Origin of the sequence: Brevundimonas sp. NPDC090276 (assembly GCF_044772165.1) — a bacterium.
Lineage (GTDB): Bacteria > Pseudomonadota > Alphaproteobacteria > Caulobacterales > Caulobacteraceae > Brevundimonas.
The window spans coordinates 38744-57140 of the sequence record NZ_JBIVYK010000003.1 but is presented as its reverse complement, the minus strand read 5'-3'; the positions used below and the strand labels follow the sequence as shown (position 1 = coordinate 57140).

Here is an 18397-nt window from a genome sequence, read left to right as displayed (position 1 = left end):
AAAGGGCGCTAAATTCCCCTCCCGTCCCGCTATCGTTTCCAACCGGTTAACCGTATTCAGGGCATAGGGGCGGGCTAGTAGTCGGATCGTCCCATGCGCGCGCCCCTGAACACCCTTCATGTCGCTGTCCTGATGGGCGGCCTGTCGTCGGAACGCGAGGTCTCGCTGTCCTCCGGCCGCGGCTGCGCCGACGCCCTGGAAGGGCAGGTGGCCAAGGTCACGCGCGTCGACGCCGGACGCGATCTGGCCCAGGTGCTGACGGCGCTGAAGCCCGACGTCGTCTTCAACGCCCTGCACGGCGAATGGGGCGAGGACGGCTGCGTCCAGGGCGTGCTGGAAACGCTGAAAATCCCCTACACCCACTCCGGCGTCCTGGGCTCGGCCCTGGCCATGGACAAGGACAAGTCCAAGGCCGTGCTGCGCGCGGCGGGCGTCGTCGTCCCCGGCGGGGGCCTGTTCGACCGCAAGGCGGTGGCGGCGGACCATGTCATCCCGCCCCCCTATGTCATCAAGCCCAACGCCGAGGGCTCCTCGGTCGGCGTCTATGTCATCCAGCCCGGCGACGCGCCCTGCGCCATCGTCGGCGACGACAGCTGGACCTATGGCGACCTGGTCATGGTCGAGCCCTTCATCGCGGGCAAGGAACTGGCCGTCACTGTCCTGGGCGAGGCCGGCGGCCCGCGCGCCCTGACTGTCACCGACATCACCCCGACCAAGGGCTTCTACGACTATGAGGCCAAGTATGCGCCGGGCGGCTCCAAGCACGTCCTGCCTGCCGAACTGCCCGCCCATGTCTTCGAGAAGGCCCTGCGTCAGTCTGAACTGGCCCACACGGCCATGGGCTGCCGCGGCGTGTCGCGATCCGACTTCCGTTATGACGATGTTAACGACGTTCTCGTTCTTCTGGAGGTCAACACCCAGCCCGGCATGACGCCGACCTCGCTCAGTCCCGAGCAGGCGGCCTATGTCGGGATGGCGTATCGTGATCTGGTTCGGTGGATGGTGGAGGACGCCTCATGCCCGCGGTAGTGCGCGGCGGTCGGCGACAGGGCGCGACGAAGGGCAGGGGGCAGGGCTCCCGCAACGCTCCGGCCACGCCGGGCAAGGTCGCCGCCATCGGTCGGCTGGACCTGTCGCCGCGCGCCGTCCTGATCTCTATCGTGGCGGGCGTCGTGGTTCTGGGCGGGGTTCTGGCCACCGGGGCGCGCGCCGAGCGCATCTCCAACTCGGTTTCGACCAAGTTCGACAGCGTCACCTCAGGCATGGGCCTGAAGGTCAAGCAGGTCCACGTCACCGGCGCCTCGCCTGAGGCCAAGGCCGCGATCCAGCAGGCCGTCGGCGTCAGCGCCGACCAGCCCATCGTCAGTCTCGACCTGAGCGCCGTGCGCGACCGGGTGCAGGCCGTGGGCTGGGTCAAGGAGGCGCGCGTGGTGCGTCTGCTGCCCGACACCCTGATCGTCGACGTCAAGGAACACGACCGTCTGGCCGTCTGGCAGACCGGCGGCCACGCCTATGTCATCGACAGCGGCGGCAAGGTCATTCCGGGCGCCGACGCGGGCCGCTATCCCAAGTTGCCGCTGGTGGTGGGCAAGGGCGCCGATCAGACCGCGTCTGAAATCCTGCCGCTTCTGGCCCAGCGTCCGCGCCTGATGGTCCGCATCGAGGCTCTGGTCCGGGTGGACGAGCGCCGCTGGGACCTGCGCCTCAAGGACGGCAGCCTGATCCAACTGCCCGCCGTCGATCAGGACAGCGCCCTGATCCGCCTCGACGCGCTGGACCAGCGCGAACGCCTTCTCGACCTGGGCTTTGCCCGGGTCGATCTCCGCACGCCCGAGGAGGTCGCCGTCCGGCCCTCCGAAGGCGCCGTCTGACACGAATACCCAGGACACGATCATCATGGCCGGACGCAGCCGAGATACGAACACGGATCAAGCCAAGGGCGCGCCGCGCGCTCCGGCCGTGGCCGCGCTCGACCTGGGCCAGTCCAAGGTCGCCTGCTTCATCATGAAGCCCGAGGGCGTGCGCCACGCCGACCGCACCATCCGCGTCGCGGGCGCTAGCCACGTCCAGTCGCGTGGCGTGCGCGGCGGGGCCATCGTCAACATGGACGAGGCGGCCCAGGCCATCGGTCACGCGGTTGAGCGTGCCGAGCGCGCCGCCGGCTCGCCGGTTTCCGGCGTCATCGTCACCACGGCCATCGGCCAGATGGCCAGCCACCGGGTCCAGGCCCGCGTCTCGCTGGGCGCCCATCCGATCAGCGACGGCGACCTGGCCCGCGCCATCGGCATGGCCCTGGCCCAGATCCGCCTGCCCAACCGCCGTCCGATCCACGTCCTGCCCATCGCCTGGTCGGTGGACGGGGCGCGCGGCGTTCATGATCCGCGCTCAATGCGCGGCGGTTCGCTGGGGCTGGATCTGCTGGTCGTCTCCATGTCCGAAGGCTCTTTCGGCGCCCTCAGCCACTGCCTCGAACTGGCGCACCTCGACCTGCAAGGCGTCGCCGCCGCCCCCGTCGTCTCCTCGCTCGCCGCGCTGGAGGAGGACGAGATGGAGCTGGGCAGCGTCTGCATCGACATGGGCGGCGGCTCGACCTCGGCGGCGGTCTGGGGCGGCCGCAGCCTGCTGCACATCGAAAGTCTGAACGTCGGCGGCGATCACGTCACCGCCGACATTGCGCGCGGCCTGTCGACCTCCAAGGTCGGCGCTGAACGCCTGAAGACCCTGCACGGCTCCGCCATGGCTTCGGCCAACGAGGACCGCGAGATGCTGGAGGCCCCGCCGCGCGGCGAGGACCCGTCCGCCGGGCCCGTCATCGTCCCGCGCGCCATGCTGAAGACCGTCATCGCCCCGCGCGTCGAGGAAACCCTCGAACTATTGCGCGACCGGCTGAAGCACGCCGGTGTCGGCATGGACCCGGGCGCGGGCATCGTCCTGACCGGCGGCGCCAGCCAACTGAACGGCGTGCGCGAACTGGCCGTGCGCGTCTTCGACCGCCCGGTTCGCCTGGGCAAGCCGCAACGCGCGCCCCACCTGGCCGACGCCGCTTCGGGCCCGGCCTTCTGCTCGGCCTCGGGCGTCCTGCTGCGCGCCGCGTACGGCCCGCGCGAGGCGGTCTCCGCCCGCAAGCTGATGTCCCGTCAGATCACCGCCGCCGACGCTCCCAAGGTGCACCGCGGCGGCATGGTGGCCCGCGCCGCCGGCTGGTTGCGCGACAACCTCTAGGCCAAGAGCCGCAGTCCTCCCGCCCATCTTTGCGCGCCCGTCCGCGAGGACGGGCTGACTTTCGCGCGCCCGCAGCGCGGCTTTGGCCGCATCCGGCTGTGCAGACTGCGAGGGATCGGCCAGCCCTGCGTGCGAAAACATGCCCGTTCTGCGTCAAAGTTCGGGCGTATTTAACCGCACATGGATCGCGCCCGATCCGGCATGAATTTCTAATTTTGTGCCAATGCAAGCAATAAATTTCGAGTTTAAGTCAAATGCGGGTAATATTTGGGTTGCCCGAACGGCCGTTGGCCATGTGTGTTCTGACTGTGTCTTCATTGTTACATGTTTGACGCCCAATGGCCTGATTTGGGTCACAAAGCTTGTCCGCTCGGTAATTTCGATTAGACGGGACGGTCTGACATGCGGGCGTCCTGTGCGATTCCGCTGTGCTGCAGTTCAATCAAGGTTGGGGCCAAAATCCAAATGCACCTGAAACGAAACTATCTGTTCGGGACGACCATCCTCGCGGGCATTATCGCCGTGTCGGCTCCGGCCGCTGCTCAATCGACGCCGTCGGGCCAAGAGCAGGCCACGGACGTGGGTGAAGTCGTCGTCACCGGTTCGCGCATCCGTCGCGATCCGACGAACGCCCCGACCCCGCTGATCCAGGTGGCTCGCGAAGAGCTGCTGAACACCGGTCAGACCACGGTCATCGACTACCTCGCCACGATCCCCGCGCTGGGTAACTCGGTCGTTCCGTCGGATACGACGGGTTCGAACCTGAACGACGGCGGTCTGTCGCTGCCGAACCTGCGCAGCCTGGGTTCGGGCCGCACCCTGACCCTGATCAACGGCCGTCGTCAGGTCGGCTCGAGCGGCGGTTCGCTGGCTGTCGACGTCGACACCATTCCGCGTCTGCTGATCGAGAACATTGAAATCGTCACCGGCGGCGCGTCGTCGGTTTACGGCGCTGACGCCGTGTCGGGCGTGCTGAACTTCAAGCTGCGCGACGACTTCGAAGGCGCTGAGATCGACGCCAACCTGGGTCAGATCAACTCGAACGGCGAGCTCAACAAGCGCATTTCGGCCGTCATCGGCGGCAACTTCTTCGATGACCGTCTGAACGTCTGGGCGCACGCCGAGTACGAAGACATCGACGAAGTCACGTCGAACGACATCAAGTGGATGGATCAGGCGCCGACGATCATCGGCATTGACGCCGATCCGACCACTGCCGGCCTGACCTACGACGGTTGGACCGACAACCGGATCTTCAAGGGCATGAACCGTATTGACCGCCCGAAGTGGGGTCAAACGACGCTGGCAAACGCCCAGCAGCCCAGCCCGACGACCGATCCGGACGTCCCGCACGCCTCGGGTTCGGGCACGTGTAACTTCACGAACATCTTCGCCTTCTCGTACAGCTCGAACTGCTACGGCGTGACGCCCGGCAAGACCTTCTGGTACGATCCGGCAGGCGCCCGTCTGGCCAACTTCGGCGAGCGTATCGGCAACACCGGCATCAACCGTCCGTACAACTACGGCGGCGACGGCGTGAACCCGGCCTCGTTCAGCTCCGGCTCGCGCGTTCCGCGCTCGGAATCGCAACGCTACGCCGTTGGCGGTTCGTTCAAGCTGACGGACAGCGTCAAGGTCTACGGCGACGCCAAGTACATCAAGGAAAACACCTTCGATACCGGCCAGCCGACCTTCTTCGATATCGATCTGGTCAACTCGTACGAAGCCGACGAAGTTAACCCGATCTACGCAGTGAACAGCTTCGACCTGCGCTGGTCGGACAACGCCTTCCTGCCGCAGATCGTCAAGGACGCGATCTCGACCAACCAACTGGTCACCTACAACGCGCCCACCGCGAACGCTCCGGGCACCGCACGTCCGGCCGTTCTGGCCCAGCTGGCCCGTCACTCGATGTTCGGTCCCGACCGGAACCAGGACAACGATCGTGAGCTGTTCCGCGTTGTCGGCGGCATCCGTGGCGACATGGATCAGATCGCTTTCGTCAAGGATGTCTCCTGGGATATCGGCTACACCTACGGTCAGGTCGAAGTCAGCAACCGTGAGCGTGGCGTTGACAGCCAGCGTTTCGCCTGGGCTGCTGACGCGATCGTCGACACCGCCGGCGTCGTTGGCGCCGCTGGTCAAGTCGTCTGCCGCATCAAGGTTCTGGACAAGCAAGGCCTGACGGACGTCGGCAGCACCGCCTACGGCCGCAAGTCGATCGACGAGTGCACGCCGCTGAACGTTTTCGGCGCGGGCAACCAGTCGGCCGCCGCTCTGGAGTATGTTGACGCGGCCATCACCGTGACCGAGCGCAACGAACAGCACCAGGGCATGGCCACGATCTCGGGCAACCTGTGGGACCTGTGGGGCGCCGGCAACATCGGCGTGGCTCTGGGCGCTGAATACCGCAAGGAGTTCACGGAAGCCGTCGGTCGTAGCCGCGATACCGCTGGCCGCGAGTGGCTGTTCCTGAACTCGGGCGCCGACTTCCCCGGCACCAGCTACGAGAGCAAGGAACTCTTCGGCGAACTCTCGCTGCCGCTGTTCCGTGACAGCTTCCTGGGCGAATACGCCGAGCTGAGCGGTTCCTACCGCTACGCCGACTATTCGACGGTCGGCAGCGTCGACGTCTACGGCGTGAACCTGGTCTACCGTCCGATCTCGGACATCACCTTCAAGGCCAGCTACAACTCCTCGGTTCGCGTTCCGGACCTGGGCGAGCAGTTCTCGCCCTACAACGAAACGTTCGGCAACGGCTTCGGCGTTGCGGGCTCGGGCGGCGACGCCTGCCGCACCTCGGCCATCAACGCCGCTGGCCTGGATCCGCAAATCCGCCTGAACCGCATCAAGAACTGCACCGAGCTGGCGGCTCGCCAGAACCTGACGTTCGACTTCGCCGGCGCCACGCTGACGCAAGACGATGACTATGCTCCGGTCTACTCCTCGGGCATCGCCGGCGTCAGCGGCGGCAACCGCAACCTGCGTCCGGAAGAGTCGACTTCGTTCACCTTCTCGGCCGTCCTGAAGCCGCGCTTCATGCCGAACTTCACCCTCGCGCTCGACTACTTCAACATCGAGATCGAGAACGTGATCAACACGGTTTCCGCCGCCACGGCGTCGGCGAACTGCGTCAACGGCACGGTGCTGAACGATGAGGCCTGCGCCTCGATCTTCCGCAACAACCCGAAGATCCCGTTCGGCATCGGCGCTCCGGCTGGCGATCCGATCGGCGGCTTCATCGAGCAGGCGTTCAACTACGCCAAGCTGAAGACGAGCGGCATCGACTTCACGGCTCGTTACCGTCTGGATCTGGAAGAGTCCTTCGGCCTGAACCTGGGCCGCCTGGACTACTCGCTGGCCGGTACCTACCTGATCGAGCAGAAGCAGTTCCTGAACTCGCTGGATCCGTCGTTCTACGTGGATCTGACCAGCGACGTTGGCTACCCGCACGTCCGCTTCACCTCGGGCCTGACCTGGACGCCCAACGCGATCTGGAGCATCAACTGGACCGCCGACTGGCAGAGCTCGCAGGACCTGATCACTGCTCGTTCGTTCGTCTCTAACGCTGACACGCGCGAAGCTCAGTACACCAAGACCGGCAACTTCGTTCGCAACGACGTCACGGTTCGCTGGAACGTCAACGACGACGTCACCCTGCGCGCCGGTGTGGTCAACCTGTTCGACGAAGAGCAGTCGCCTTGGCTGGGCACCACCGTTTACTCGAACTACGATGCCTACGGCCGTCGTTACTTCGCCGGTGTGAACTACCGCTTCTAATCCTCGCGGTTAGCGGCAAAGGGAAAGGGCGGCTCGCAGAGCCGCCCTTTTTCGTTTCCGGCCTGGATCTCGGAAAAATGAAGATATTCCGCAGCCAAGCTAGCCTTTCAGGCTCCTAAATCAGCCGACTCATAGTACCGGGGTAACACTCCGTTAACGCAAAAGGGGTTTTCCTTAACGCGCTCATAACCAATGCGATTCGGCGGGGATTTCGCACTGGGGTTAACGGGCAGGGTCGGAAAGTTCGGAACAAGCATCATGTCTCTCTCGCTGGTGAAGCCTCAAAACGCGGAACTGAAGCCCCGGATCGTCGTCTTCGGCGTCGGCGGCGCGGGCGGAAACGCCGTGAACAACATGATCGACGCCGGCCTTGAAGGGGTCGAGTTCGTCGTCGCCAACACCGACGCCCAGCACCTGAGCTTCGCCAAAACCGACCGCCGCATCCAGCTGGGCGAGACCATCACCCAGGGGCTCGGCGCGGGCGCCCACCCCGAAGTCGGCATGAACGCCGCCGAGGAGAGCGCTGACGAGATCCACGCGCACCTGGACGGCGCGCACATGGTCTTCATCACCTGCGGCATGGGCGGCGGCACCGGCACCGGCGCGGCCCCCGTCATCGCCAAGTGCGCGCGTGATCGCGGCATCCTGACCGTCGGCGTCGTGACCAAGCCCTTCACCTTTGAAGGCCGCCACCGCATGCGTCTGGCGGACTCCGGCGTCGCTGAGCTGCAACGCTACGTCGACACCCTGATCGTCATTCCGAACCAGAACCTGTTCCGCGTCGCCAACGAGCGCACGACCTTCGCCGACGCCTTCGGCATGGCCGACCAGGTGCTGCACTCGGGCGTCCGTTCGATCACCGACCTGATGATCCTGCCGGGCCTGATCAACCTCGACTTCGCGGACGTTCGCGCCGTCATGTCCGAAATGGGCAAGGCGATGATGGGCACGGGCGAGGCCACGGGCGACGATCGCGCGCTGCTGGCCGCCCAGAACGCCATCGCCAACCCCCTGCTGGACGAGACCAGCCTCAAGGGCGCCAAGGCCGTGCTGGTGAACATCACCGGCGGTCTGGACATGACCCTGCTGGAAGTCGACGAGGCCGCCAACGCCATCGCCGCCGAAGTGGACGGCGACGCCAATATCATCTTCGGCGCCGCCTTCGACCCGGCCCTGGACGGCAAGATCCGCGTCTCGGTCGTCGCCACCGGCATGGACGAGGCCGTCATCCAGAAGATTGAGCCGCAAGGCTCGGCCTTCTCGGACCGTCGCCCGACCGCCGCCGCGCCGCGTCAGCCGGAAGTCCGCATCGAGCCGGTGCGCGAACCGGTCCGCGCGCCCGAGCCCGCCCCCGTCTATGACGCCCCGGCCGCCCGCGCCGCACCCGAGCCGCGCCCCGAACCCGTCATCCACGATGCGCCACGCAATCTGGAGCCGATCGTCGATCCGTGGGTCGAGGAATACGAATCCGGCGCCGTTCGCGCTGAACCCGTCGCCGCCTCGCAGGGCGATCTCTACTTCGACCGCGGCCAGCAGCAACAGCCGCAAGCTCGTCCGGCCCCGCGCCGCGAAGAGCCGGTCGCTGAAGAAGAATACTACGATCGCGATCACCGCCGCAGCGGCTGGAGCCTGTTCGGCAAGAAGCGCCAGCAGCCGCAGCAGCAACAGCAGCAGCCGTCCTATGCACCGCCGCCGTCGTCGAACCGCACGACCCAGCAACTGCGGCAGTCCCAGTCGGCCCAGCCGACCCTGGACTACCAGGCCGGTCACGCTGAAGACGACGATCTGGAAATCCCGTCCTTCCTTCGCCGCCTCGCGAACTGATCGGACGAAAGCCTGATTGAAACGCCCCGGAGCTTGGCTCCGGGGCGTTTTGCTTTGTTACGGACTGTCGTCAGACCGAAACATTTCGAAACCCATCTTTCATTTCGCGCTTGAGCGGTCGTGGTTAAACGACAGGCGAGGCGAACTCCGCACGATTGTCGCGGAGCCGCGCAACACAGAGAGCTCCCCCTTGTCGGTCCGTAACGACCATCACGAACAGACCATCGTCGCTCCGGCCATCACGGCTGGCGTCGGCGTTCACACCGGCCAGCGCGTCAAGTTGGTCGTGCGGCCGGCTGCGCCGGGCGCGGGCATCGTCTTCGTGCGCACCGACATCACGGACCGCGACAACCGCATCCCCGTCTCGGGCGAGGCCGTCATCGACGCTCGCCTGAACACCATGATCGAGAACGCGGCCGGCGTGCGCCTGTCGACCATCGAGCACCTGATGGCCGCCCTGTGCGCGCTCGGCGTCTCCAACGCCGTGATCGAGGTCGATGGCCCCGAGCTGCCGATCCTGGACGGCTCGGCCCTGCAGTTCGTGCAACTGCTGGACCGCGCCGGTTTCCGCCGTCAGGAAGCTCCGATCCGCTACATCGAAATCCTCAAGCCGATCCGGGTGGAGGAGGGCGACAAGTCCGCCGTTCTGCTGCCCTGCGACCGCTACGAGATGCGCTTCGAGATCGACTTCCCCACGCCGGTCATCGGCAATCAGGTGGTGGACTTCGTCGTGGACGAGGCGACCTTCCGCGCTGACATCATGGCCGCACGCACATTTGGCTTCGCCCATGAGGTCGAGGCCCTGCGTCAGGCCGGTCTGGCCCGCGGCGGTTCGCTGGAAAACGCCGTGGTCATCGACGGCGACGAGATCCTGAACCCCGGCGGCCTGCGCATGGAACGCGAGTTCGTGCGCCACAAGGCCCTGGACGCGATCGGCGACCTCTATGTCCTCGGCGCGCCCCTGCTGGGCCGCTACGAAGGCGTCAAGGCCGGCCACGCCCTGAACAACAAGCTGGTCCGCGCCCTGCTGGCCCAGCCAGAGGCCTGGCGCGAAACCACCCGCGTTCCTGACATGGCGATGGCGGGCTAGTTCAGCCCAGGCTGATCGTGCTGATCAGCCGCCCGAAATCCGACTCTCCCGCCAGGAACGCCCGACGGTTCGAGTAGAACCGCGCCGCATCCGCGCGGGTGTCGTCGCCGGTCCAGGCGGCGTCGCCGACGCCGGATTGCTCCAGTCGCCACAGGACGAAGCGCGGCAGGTCGAACAGGCGTTTGTCCTCAGTCGCGCCCGGGGCGAAGAAGCGTTCGCTGCCGGGGTCGTGGTGCGCGAAGCGTTCCTGATAGTCGGCGCCGACCTCATAGGACGCTTGGGCGATGCAGGGGCCGACCACGGCGACCATGCGCTCGGGCCTGGCGCCCAGGGCCTCCATGGCCGCCACTGTCGAGTGAACGATGCCGCCCAGCGCCCCCTTCCAGCCCGCATGGGCCGCGCCGACCACGCCCGCTTCAGCGTCGGCGAACAGGACGGGTGCGCAGTCTGCGGTCAGGACGGTGAGGAGCGGACCCTTCACGCCCGCGACCACGGCGTCACCCTCGGGCCGCTCGCCCGCCCATCCGGCCTCGGCCACGCGGACCACGGCGGAATGGATCTGATAGCAGCCGCACAGGTCGTCATTCACCCCGCCCATCCACTCGGCCACGCGGCGGCGGTTCTCGGCCACGGCTGCGGGATCGTCCTTGGAGCCGACGCCCGCGTTCAGCCCGGCGTAGATGTCCTCCGACACGCCGCCCTGGCGGGTGAAGAAGCCGTGGCGCACCCCTGCCTTGTCGAGCAGGGGGTGGGTGATGGGGTTCAGACTCATGCGGCCTCCAGTGCGGTGCGGGCAGCGGCGACAGCGTCTTCGATGGCCTTTCGGGCCTGAGGGCTGTTCTTCCAGCAGGTCGAGCCGAGGCTGGCGGCGGCTCCGGCGCAGACGTCGGCCGGATCGGCCAACGCCAGTCGCTCAAAGGCGCCAAGACCCTGCTCCTCCAGCCGTTCGACCACTTTGGGGCCGACGCCCTTCACGGCCAGAAGCATGGCCCGTTCCCGGTCGGAAAAACGCATCGTCACACTCCCTGCGGAGACAGCCCGCAGTCCTCAGAAGCCCGGCAGGGCCAGCGAGCGGGGCGAGAAGATCGCCGCCGCCTTGAACAGTTCGCCCATCTGGTCGGGCGCGGTCAGGCGATCCAGCTGGCGCTGGATGACCGGGGCGGCGTCGGGACGGGCCTGCATCAACTTCTGGGCGCGGGCTTCGATCCCCAGGGCCTTGAGGAAGGCGCCCTGGCTGACGCAGCCGGTGACATCCGCCCCCGTCCGCACCGCAGCCTCCAGCACCAGAGAATAGTCGGCCCACTGCGTCAGGTCGGCCTCGCCCGGCGTCGCCAGGGGATCGACCTTCTGGTGCCGCCTCAGGCCCTGCAGGGTGTCGCCTGGACCCGGCTGGCTGCGGCCATAGTCGATCAGCAGGGCGGCGCCCGTGGCCGCCTTGACCAGGGTCGCCAGATCACGCGCGAAGGCCGCCTGCTGTTCCGAAATCTCGACCACCTGGCCCGGCTCGACATCGTACTCGGGCCGGTCGAAGCTGCCGGAGATGGCCACCAGGCCGAAGGTCAGGTCGTTATCGTCGGTCACGCCGACCCGACGCTCGGCCCAGCCGCCTTCGGTCTTCATGAACTGGCGCGCGGGCATGCAGTCCAGCACCTCGTTGCCGATCAGGATGATCGGCGCGTCGGTTTCGATCTGATGCAGGGCGCTGAGCCAGCGGGGGTGGACGTCGGCGTCGGCCAGCCGTCGCGCCTGTTCGGCCCGTAAGGGCGGGCTGGGCTCGATCAGGATCAGGTCCACGGCCTGCAGGAAGCCGGGGACCAGCCGCGCCGCTCGCAGCACGTCGGACATGAGCGTCCCGTCGCCCGGGCCGACCTCGACCAGCCGCACCCGCTCGGGCGCGCCGAGACGGCTCCAGGTCTCGACGGCCCACAGGCCGATCAGTTCGCCGAACATCTGGCTGACCAGAGGCGCGGTGATGAAGTCGCCGCCTTCGCCCAGCGCTGGGCGGGTGGCGTAGTAGCCGCCCTTGGGATCATGCAGGCAGCGGGTGACATAGTCCGCCACCGTCATCGGCCCGGTCAGTACGATCTCGCGGACCAGCCGGTCCTTGAGGGTCTCAGCCATGACTTCTTACGCCTCTGCGACGACCGGCTTGTTCAGCGCGCGCCAGATCAGCCAGGCGCCGGCCAGCATCATCGGGATCGACAGGATCATGCCCATGGTCAGGCCCAGCGGCAGGTTGTCCAGACCCACGTCAGGCTGACGCACGTTCTCCAGTGCGGCGCGGCAAACGCCGTAGCCCAGCAGGAACAGGCCGGTGACGAAGCCCGGACGCTTCAGCATCCGCCATTTCCAGATCGCCAGCGACAGCAGGCCGAACAGCAGCAGACCCTCCAGACCCGCCTCATAGAGCTGGCTGGGGTGGCGCGGTTCGTTGCCGGCGGGGCAGAAGCCGTACATCTGCTCGATGCGGGCGTTGCAGAAGCGGATGGCCCAGGGAACCGTCGTCTCGCGGCCCCACAGCTCACCGTTGATGAAGTTGGCGATGCGGCCGAAGAAGAGGCCCAGCGGCGCGACCGGGGCGATCAGGTCGCCCAGGCTCAGCGGATTGATCTTCTGACGGTTGGCGTAGAGCACCAAGGCGATGACCACGCCCAGGAAGCCGCCGTGGAAGCTCATGCCGCCGGTCCACAGTTGCAGCAGTTCCAGCCGCTCGCCCCAGCTGTCGCCCGTGAACAACTGCGCGAACATCGACGGCTTGTAGAAGAGAGCGTAGCCGAAACGGCCGCCCAGGATGACGCCCAGCGTGATCCACAGCACCAGGTCGTCCAGTTGCGGTCCCGTCACCGGCGGCTTGCCGGGCGACCACAGCCGTTCCGTCTTGGCCAGACGCGAGGCGTACCACCAGCCCAGCACGATCCCGGCGACATAGGCCAGGGCGTACCAGCGGATGGGCAGGGGGCCGAGATGGATCAGGACAGGGTCGAATTCGGGGAAGGGCACAGAGCCTCCGTCAGCGCCGTTTGGGACCCCCAAACATCTAGCAAGAGAGACTGCATTCGTCGCGCGCTTTTCCAGCGAAGCAGTTTATAGCCGGTTCGGACGGAAAGGTTTCGTTCACCCAATTTAAGTCGCCATTAACCATATACTGGCGTGGCAGAGACGCGAGATTTCATCATGCAGACGCGCAATCCGATCCTCGACGAGTTCGCCAAGCTGACGACCGGCGCCATGGGTCTGGCTCAGGCTGCGGGCGACGAGGCCAAGGCCGCATGGCGGGCGCAGACCGATCGCTTCGTCGCCGAGATGGATCTGGTCCGTCGCGACGAGTTCGACGTGCTGAAAGACGAGATCGCCGCCCTGCGTGCGGAAATCGCCGAGCTTAAGGCTCAGAAATCGCCCAGTAAAAAGGCTGCTGGTGGAACGTCCACAGCCGCGAAGCCCGACGCCGATACAGCCGGTTGAGCCGAATCTCCGAACACGTTTACCGTTCGTTTGCAGGTCGTGAGTCGCGACCCCTGAGTAAGAATGTGAATCCCTGATGGATGCAGCCCGACCCGAAGAGGTCGACGTCCCCTACGACCCCCTGGATGTCGTGGAGCACGTCCTCAACGCGGAGAACCTGCCGTTCGACCGCACGGACGACGGCGACCTCGCCTTCGCCCTGGCCGGCGACTGGAAGGACTATGAGCTGTGGTTCGCCTGGCGGCCCGAAGGCGACTGCCTTCAGCTGTGCTGCGCCCTGGACCTGCGCGTCATCAAGACGCGGCGCGCCGCCGCCTATGAACTGGTGTCGATGATCAACCAGCGCACCTGGCTGGGCCATTTCGAGGTCTGGCCGGACGAGGGCGAGATCGTCTTCCGTCACTCGCTGGCCCTGCCGCACAGCGAGCGCCCGACCCTGGCCCAGGCCGCATCCATGATCGACGCCGCCATCGAGGCCGCCGATCGCTACTACCCTGCCTTCGACTTCATGGTGCGCGGCTCCAAGAAGGCGCAGGAAGCCATTGACGCCTGCCTGTTCGAAACCGTGGGCACCGCCTGACATGGCCAAAGGCGGGAAGATGGGGCCGGTTGTCCTTCAAGGCGTGGGGCGGCTGGGCTCGGCCATCCTGGAAGGCTGGCTGAAGACCGGCGCGGTCGATGCCGCCGACCTGATCATCCTGACCCCGTCCGAGAAGCCCGCCGCCGAGGCGGCGCGGGCTCTGGGCGCGCGGATCAACCCGCCGCTGGAAGCGCTGAAGGACGCCCGCGCCTTCGTCATCGGCGTGAAGCCCGCCAAGTGGTTCGAGGCCTCGCGTCCGGTTCTGCCGCATCTGGCCTCCGACGCCGTCATCGTCTCGGTCATGGCCGGGGTGAGGGGCGAAACCATTTCCGAGGGCTTTGACGGCCGTTCGGTCGTGCGCATCATGCCGACGACCGGCGTGGCCCAGGCCCAGGGGGTGGCCACCATCTGGGCCGCGGACGCCGCCGCACGCGCCGCGGGCGAGGCCCTGTTCGCCCCTATCGCCGAGACCGTCCATCTGGATGAGGAAGCCGCCATGCACGCCGCGACCGCCGTGTCCGGCTGCGGCCCCGCCTATTATTTCGCCTTCACCCGCGCCCTGGCCCAGGCCGGGGTCGAGGAAGGCTTGGCGCCAGATGCCGCCGTGAGGCTGGCGCGCGCCACCCTGCGCTCCGCGGCGGCGGGCGTGGAAGGAACCGAGGCGCTGGACGCCCTGATCGACCGCGTGGCCTCGCCCGGCGGCGTGACCCAGGCTGGTCTGGTGGCCCTGAACGCAGACGGCGCCCTCGACCGGGCGGTCGAGAGCGCCGTTCAGGCGGCTGTGGCCAAGTCGACCGAACTCAGCGGCTGACCCTTATCGGACGATGTAGCGGCCTTCGGCCAGGTTTCGCGCCAGCCGGTCGAAAGCGGTGCTCGCGTCCTGCCAGGTGCTGTAGCCGCGTACGTCGGCCAGATTGGTCGAGTAGTAGTCGTACTTGACTGGATGGACCTCGCCCGAGGCGGTCGTCACCGTGCCTTCGATGGCCGCGCCGCCGATCGATAGGCTGCGCATCATGTCGAGACCGGGCTTGTCGACGGTCTGCTGTATGGTCGGACGGTTGGGCTTCAGGTCGGTGATGACCAGTTCCACCCGCGCGCCGTCCAGGGCGTTGCGCTGGGTCAGCACGCGTTCGACGGTGCGGCCCAGGTCGTCGGCCTGTTGCTGGACCTCGCGCTCGCCCAGTTCCTTGGCGGTCTTGGCGAAGTCGGGGCTGATACTGACGACGACGGCGGAGGGTTGGGCGGCGACGGCGCCGGCCAGGGCCGTTGCGGCGGCAAGCGGCGCCAGAAAAGCAAAGTGACGCATGATGGTACTCCTGATCCAGGCCCCCCTGGAACGGGTGCAACATGGCCCCGTTCCCACGGCGACGCTAGGGGGTGCGACCGATCACCCCGGCAGGCGGATCGAGGCCTTCAGTCCGCCCAGGTCGCTGCGGCTCAGGGTGATGTCGCCGCCATGGCCGCGCGCCACGTCGCGGGCGATGGCCAGGCCCAGGCCGACGCCCTTGCTGTTCTGGTTGCGCGAGGCGTCCAGCCTGGAGAAGGGTCGGAACGCTTCTTCGTGCATATCCTCCGGGATGCCCGGCCCGTCGTCCTCGACGGCGATCTCCAGACCGCCCGAGGGCAGGGGGCGCGCCGACAGTCGCACGTGCTCGCCGTGGACGGCGGCGTTGCCGGCCAGGTTGTTCAGTGCGCGACGGAAGGCGAGGGGGCGCAACTGGGCGTCCAGTTCGTCGGGCGTCTCCACCGTGACCTCGGCGCCGGCGCGACGGGCGTCCTCGGCGGCGCGGCGCAGCATTTCAGGGACCGACACCGCCTGGATCGCCTCACCCGCCTCGCCGCGAGCGAAGGCCAGGTACTCGTCGATCATGTGCTCCATCTCGTCCAGATCGCCCTTCATCGCCTCGGCGCGCTTGAACGGCGGGGCCAAGGCCAGTTCCAGCCGCAGTCGGGTCAGGGGGGTGCGCAGGTCGTGGCTGACCGAGGCCAGCAGGGCCGTACGCTGCTCGATATGGCGCTGGATGCGGGCGCGCATGTCGAGGAAGGCGCTGGCGGCGGCCCGCACCTCGCGTGCGCCGTGCGGCTTGAAGCGCGGCACGGTCTCGCCTCGGCCGAAGGCCTCGGCGGCGTCGGCCAGACGTTCGATGGCCCGCACTTGATTGCGGATGAACAGCACCGCCACCCCCAACAGCAGGATGGTCGCCACCATCAGCCACAGAACGAAGATATGGGCCTGGGTCGCCACGGCCCGTTCGCGCGGGGCGATGACGCGCAGCACGCCGCCGGGCTCCTGCACCCGGATGTCGACATAGGCCGGATAGCGGGTGGTGTCGTACCAGAAGGGCTGATCCAGCCGCGAGGCCAGAGCTTTTTCCAGCGTGCGGTCGACCACGCCGATGGCGCCGCGCCGCTGTTCCTTGGGCAGGACCGCGCCCTCCTGGAAGGCGATGGAAAGCTGCATCGACCGCTCGGCCCGGTCGGCGATGACGGTCAGGTTCTGCGGCGTCGGCTGGTCGCGATAGCTCTCGGCGGCCCAGGCCACGTCTCCGGCCAGACCCTCGGACAGGCGCGCGGTCACGGCCTGCCAGTGGGCGTCGAAGAAGGCCCAGGTCACGGCCCCCTGCATGATCAGAACGGGCAGGACGATGATCAGCAGCGACCGGCCCCATAGCGAGGTCGGCAGGCGGCGCTTGATCATCCGCGCCCAGACGTTGAAGGGCAGAACCCGCATCGGCGGATCAGTCCGGGGCCAGCATGTAGCCAACGCCGCGCACGGTCTGGAGGTAGCGCGGGTTCTTGGGGTCGGCCTCCAGCTTGCGGCGCAGGCGCGTCACCTGCACGTCCACGGCGCGGCCGGTGATGTCGGCGGTGTCGGGCGACAGGTTCATGCGCTCGACCGGCGAGTGGGCGTGAATGGCCAGGGTTTTCAGCAGTTGCGCCTCGGCCTCGGTCAGGCGCTGCAGTTCGCCGTCGCGGGTCAGCTCAAGCCGCTCCATGTCGAACACCGCCGGTCCCATGTGGATCTCGCGGGGCGTCATCGGCTTGCCGCCGGTGCGGCGCAGGATGGCCTCGATCCGCAGCGCCAGTTCGCGGGGGTCGAAGGGCTTGGACATATAGTCGTCCGCACCGCGCGACAGGCCCTCGATGCGATCGTTCGGGTCGCCCTTGGCGGTCAGCAGCAACACCGGGGTCTTGGACAGAGAGGCCTGGCTGCGGATCCAGCTGGTCAGGTCGAAGCCGCTCTCGCCCGGCATCATGACGTCCAGCACGATCAGGTCGAATTCGATCAGTTCGACCAGTCTCCGCGCCGCGCCCGCGTGGGCGGCGCCGGTGACGCGATAGCCCTCGCGCGTCAGGAACTCTTTGAGCAGTTCGCGGATTCTGTCGTCGTCGTCGACGACCAGCAGATGGCGGCCGGCGCCGGGAGCAGCGATGGGGCCGGAGCGGCCGTTCGAGCGCGTATCAGTCATGTCTTAGGCGATCCTGCCGAACGCAAAGGCGTTGACGGCGGCGGGAGAGAAGAGTGTAACCGGACCACATCCCCGGGAGACGTTATTCAATGGCCTTCGTTCCTTTCGACGATCGTGACGGCTGGATCTGGTTTGACGGCGCATTCGTGCCCTGGCGGGACGCAAAAACGCACGTTCTGACCCATGGCCTCCACTACGGCTCGTCGGTCTTCGAGGGTGAGCGTATGTACGGCGGCGAAATCTTCAAGCTGACGGCGCACAGCCAACGGCTGAAGCGCTCGGCCGAGCTGCTGGACTTCGACATTCCCTACAGCGTGGCCGAGATCGACGCCGCCTGCAAGGAAACCTGTGAAAAGAACGGCATGACGGACTGCTACATCCGTCCTGTGGCCTATCTGGGCGCCGAACAGCTCAGCGTCTCCTCGCTGAACAGCAAGGTCCACCTGGCCATCGCCGCCTGGGAATGGCCCAGCTATTTCGACCCCGAGGTCAAGAAGAAGGGCATCCGTCTGGAGTGGGCCAAGTGGCGCCGCCCCGACCCCGCCACCGCCCCCTCGACGGCCAAGGCCGGCGGCCTCTACATGATCTGCACCATGTCCAAGACGGCGGCCGAGAAGCGCGGCTTCGCCGACGCCATGATGCTGGACTGGCGCGGCTATGTCGCCGAAGCCACCGGCGCCAACGTCTTCTTCGTCCAGAACGGCGCCCTGCACACCCCGCGCGTCGACCACATCCTGGACGGCATCACCCGTCAGACCGTGATCGAGATGGCCCAGGCCAAGGGCATCGAGGTCGTGATACGCGACATCCTGCCGGAAGAACTGTCGAACTTCTCGGAGTGCTTCCTCACCGGCTCGGCCGCCGAGGTCACCCCGGTCAGCGAGATCGGCGACTACCGCTTCACGCCGGGCGAACTGTCGCTGACCCTGATGGACGACTACGGCAAGCTGGTCCGCGGCCAGCTCTGAT

17 protein-coding genes are annotated in these 18397 nt (G+C 67.1%); 10 read left to right on the top strand and 7 right to left on the bottom strand.

The window, feature by feature from the left end; all coding sequences use genetic code 11:
• Window positions 1–93 precede the first annotated feature (93 nt).
• From ACIQTU_RS12095 to lpxC, 6 genes are all read left to right on the top strand, one after another.
• Window positions 94–1029, top strand: coding sequence for a D-alanine--D-alanine ligase (locus ACIQTU_RS12095; protein WP_400547283.1), 936 nt, complete (start codon window positions 94–96; stop codon window positions 1027–1029).
• Entirely contained in the window at window positions 1017–1871 is an 855-nt protein-coding gene (locus ACIQTU_RS12090; RefSeq protein WP_400547280.1) for a cell division protein FtsQ/DivIB, read from the top strand. Before ACIQTU_RS12095 ends, ACIQTU_RS12090 begins: the two co-directional genes overlap by 13 nt.
• A 25-nt stretch (window positions 1872–1896) precedes the next feature.
• Window positions 1897–3222, top strand: coding sequence for a cell division protein FtsA (gene ftsA, locus ACIQTU_RS12085; RefSeq protein ID WP_105563928.1), 1326 nt, complete (start codon window positions 1897–1899; stop codon window positions 3220–3222).
• 465 nt (window positions 3223–3687) lie between these two features.
• A complete protein-coding gene (locus ACIQTU_RS12080; RefSeq protein ID WP_400547275.1) occupies window positions 3688–7002 on the top strand; it encodes a TonB-dependent receptor domain-containing protein in 3315 nt (1104 codons plus the stop codon).
• A 258-nt stretch (window positions 7003–7260) separates the two neighbouring features.
• Complete coding sequence (gene ftsZ / locus ACIQTU_RS12075; protein WP_400547272.1) at window positions 7261–8826, top strand: cell division protein FtsZ; 1566 nt, start codon at window positions 7261–7263, stop codon at window positions 8824–8826.
• A 190-nt stretch (window positions 8827–9016) separates the two neighbouring features.
• The gene (lpxC, locus tag ACIQTU_RS12070) at window positions 9017–9916 is read left to right on the top strand and encodes a UDP-3-O-acyl-N-acetylglucosamine deacetylase (RefSeq protein ID WP_400547269.1); all 900 of its coding nucleotides are present in this window, start codon (window positions 9017–9019) and stop codon (window positions 9914–9916) included.
• A 1-nt stretch (window position 9917) separates the two neighbouring features.
• Here lpxC and pgeF read toward each other — a convergent pair whose 3' ends face one another.
• Genes pgeF through lgt form a run of 4 tightly spaced genes read right to left on the bottom strand, consistent with a single transcriptional unit; the run spans window position 9918 to window position 12916 of the window.
• Window positions 9918–10688: a peptidoglycan editing factor PgeF gene (gene pgeF / locus ACIQTU_RS12065; RefSeq protein ID WP_400547266.1), complete on the bottom strand. Its 771-nt coding sequence runs from the start codon at window positions 10686–10688 to the stop codon at window positions 9918–9920.
• Complete coding sequence (locus tag ACIQTU_RS12060) at window positions 10685–10930, bottom strand: helix-hairpin-helix domain-containing protein (RefSeq protein ID WP_400547263.1); 246 nt, start codon at window positions 10928–10930, stop codon at window positions 10685–10687. Before ACIQTU_RS12060 ends, pgeF begins: the two co-directional genes overlap by 4 nt.
• A 33-nt stretch (window positions 10931–10963) precedes the next feature.
• Entirely contained in the window at window positions 10964–12037 is a 1074-nt protein-coding gene (locus ACIQTU_RS12055) for a class I SAM-dependent methyltransferase (protein ID WP_400547260.1), read from the bottom strand.
• Window positions 12038–12043: 6 nt separating this feature from the next.
• The gene (gene lgt, locus ACIQTU_RS12050) at window positions 12044–12916 is read right to left on the bottom strand and encodes a prolipoprotein diacylglyceryl transferase (protein WP_400547257.1); all 873 of its coding nucleotides are present in this window, start codon (window positions 12914–12916) and stop codon (window positions 12044–12046) included.
• Window positions 12917–13090: 174 nt separating this feature from the next.
• Here lgt and ACIQTU_RS12045 point away from each other — a divergent pair, with 174 nt between their 5' ends.
• The 3 genes from ACIQTU_RS12045 (at window position 13091) to ACIQTU_RS12035 (ending at window position 14769) form a co-directional block, all read left to right on the top strand.
• Window positions 13091–13378, top strand: coding sequence for an accessory factor UbiK family protein (locus ACIQTU_RS12045; protein ID WP_400547254.1), 288 nt, complete (start codon window positions 13091–13093; stop codon window positions 13376–13378).
• 76 nt (window positions 13379–13454) lie between these two features.
• On the top strand, window positions 13455–13958 hold the full coding sequence (locus ACIQTU_RS12040) for a YbjN domain-containing protein (protein WP_400547251.1): 504 nt from the start codon (window positions 13455–13457) through the stop codon (window positions 13956–13958).
• A gap of 19 nt (window positions 13959–13977) precedes the next feature.
• Window positions 13978–14769, top strand: a complete 792-nt coding sequence (locus tag ACIQTU_RS12035; RefSeq protein WP_400547248.1) for a pyrroline-5-carboxylate reductase family protein — start codon at window positions 13978–13980, stop codon at window positions 14767–14769.
• A 3-nt stretch (window positions 14770–14772) separates the two neighbouring features.
• On the opposite strand, the gene ACIQTU_RS12030 is transcribed toward ACIQTU_RS12035, so the two are convergent.
• The 3 genes from ACIQTU_RS12030 to ACIQTU_RS12020 form a co-directional block, all read right to left on the bottom strand.
• Entirely contained in the window at window positions 14773–15264 is a 492-nt protein-coding gene (locus ACIQTU_RS12030; protein ID WP_400547245.1) for a hypothetical protein, read from the bottom strand.
• A gap of 81 nt (window positions 15265–15345) precedes the next feature.
• Complete coding sequence (locus ACIQTU_RS12025; RefSeq protein ID WP_400547243.1) at window positions 15346–16689, bottom strand: ATP-binding protein; 1344 nt, start codon at window positions 16687–16689, stop codon at window positions 15346–15348.
• Between the two features lie 7 nt (window positions 16690–16696).
• Window positions 16697–17428, bottom strand: coding sequence for a response regulator (locus ACIQTU_RS12020; RefSeq protein ID WP_400547240.1), 732 nt, complete (start codon window positions 17426–17428; stop codon window positions 16697–16699).
• A gap of 89 nt (window positions 17429–17517) precedes the next feature.
• On the opposite strand from ACIQTU_RS12020, the gene ACIQTU_RS12015 reads away from it, so the two are divergent.
• Window positions 17518–18396: a branched-chain amino acid aminotransferase gene (locus ACIQTU_RS12015; protein ID WP_400547237.1), complete on the top strand. Its 879-nt coding sequence runs from the start codon at window positions 17518–17520 to the stop codon at window positions 18394–18396.
• Window position 18397 lies beyond the last annotated feature (1 nt).

Excerpts from the sequence above, each read along its gene's own strand:
- ACIQTU_RS12060 (WP_400547263.1), bottom strand. The coding sequence starts at position 10,930 with ATGCGTTTTTCCGACCGGGAACGGGCCATGCTTCTGGCCGTGAAGGGC.
- ftsZ (WP_400547272.1), top strand. The coding sequence starts at position 7,261 with ATGTCTCTCTCGCTGGTGAAGCCTCAAAACGCGGAACTGAAGCCCCGG.
- ACIQTU_RS12095 (WP_400547283.1), top strand. The coding sequence starts at position 94 with ATGCGCGCGCCCCTGAACACCCTTCATGTCGCTGTCCTGATGGGCGGC.
- ACIQTU_RS12055 (WP_400547260.1), bottom strand. The coding sequence starts at position 12,037 with ATGGCTGAGACCCTCAAGGACCGGCTGGTCCGCGAGATCGTACTGACC.
- ACIQTU_RS12090 (WP_400547280.1), top strand. The coding sequence starts at position 1,017 with ATGCCCGCGGTAGTGCGCGGCGGTCGGCGACAGGGCGCGACGAAGGGC.
- ACIQTU_RS12045 (WP_400547254.1), top strand. The coding sequence starts at position 13,091 with ATGCAGACGCGCAATCCGATCCTCGACGAGTTCGCCAAGCTGACGACC.
- ACIQTU_RS12015 (WP_400547237.1), top strand. The coding sequence starts at position 17,518 with ATGGCCTTCGTTCCTTTCGACGATCGTGACGGCTGGATCTGGTTTGAC.
- ftsA (WP_105563928.1), top strand. The coding sequence starts at position 1,897 with ATGGCCGGACGCAGCCGAGATACGAACACGGATCAAGCCAAGGGCGCG.
- ACIQTU_RS12030 (WP_400547245.1), bottom strand. The coding sequence starts at position 15,264 with ATGCGTCACTTTGCTTTTCTGGCGCCGCTTGCCGCCGCAACGGCCCTG.
- ACIQTU_RS12020 (WP_400547240.1), bottom strand. The coding sequence starts at position 17,428 with ATGACTGATACGCGCTCGAACGGCCGCTCCGGCCCCATCGCTGCTCCC.
- pgeF (WP_400547266.1), bottom strand. The coding sequence starts at position 10,688 with ATGAGTCTGAACCCCATCACCCACCCCCTGCTCGACAAGGCAGGGGTG.
- ACIQTU_RS12025 (WP_400547243.1), bottom strand. The coding sequence starts at position 16,689 with ATGCGGGTTCTGCCCTTCAACGTCTGGGCGCGGATGATCAAGCGCCGC.
- ACIQTU_RS12080 (WP_400547275.1), top strand. The coding sequence starts at position 3,688 with ATGCACCTGAAACGAAACTATCTGTTCGGGACGACCATCCTCGCGGGC.
- ACIQTU_RS12035 (WP_400547248.1), top strand. The coding sequence starts at position 13,978 with ATGGGGCCGGTTGTCCTTCAAGGCGTGGGGCGGCTGGGCTCGGCCATC.
- ACIQTU_RS12040 (WP_400547251.1), top strand. The coding sequence starts at position 13,455 with ATGGATGCAGCCCGACCCGAAGAGGTCGACGTCCCCTACGACCCCCTG.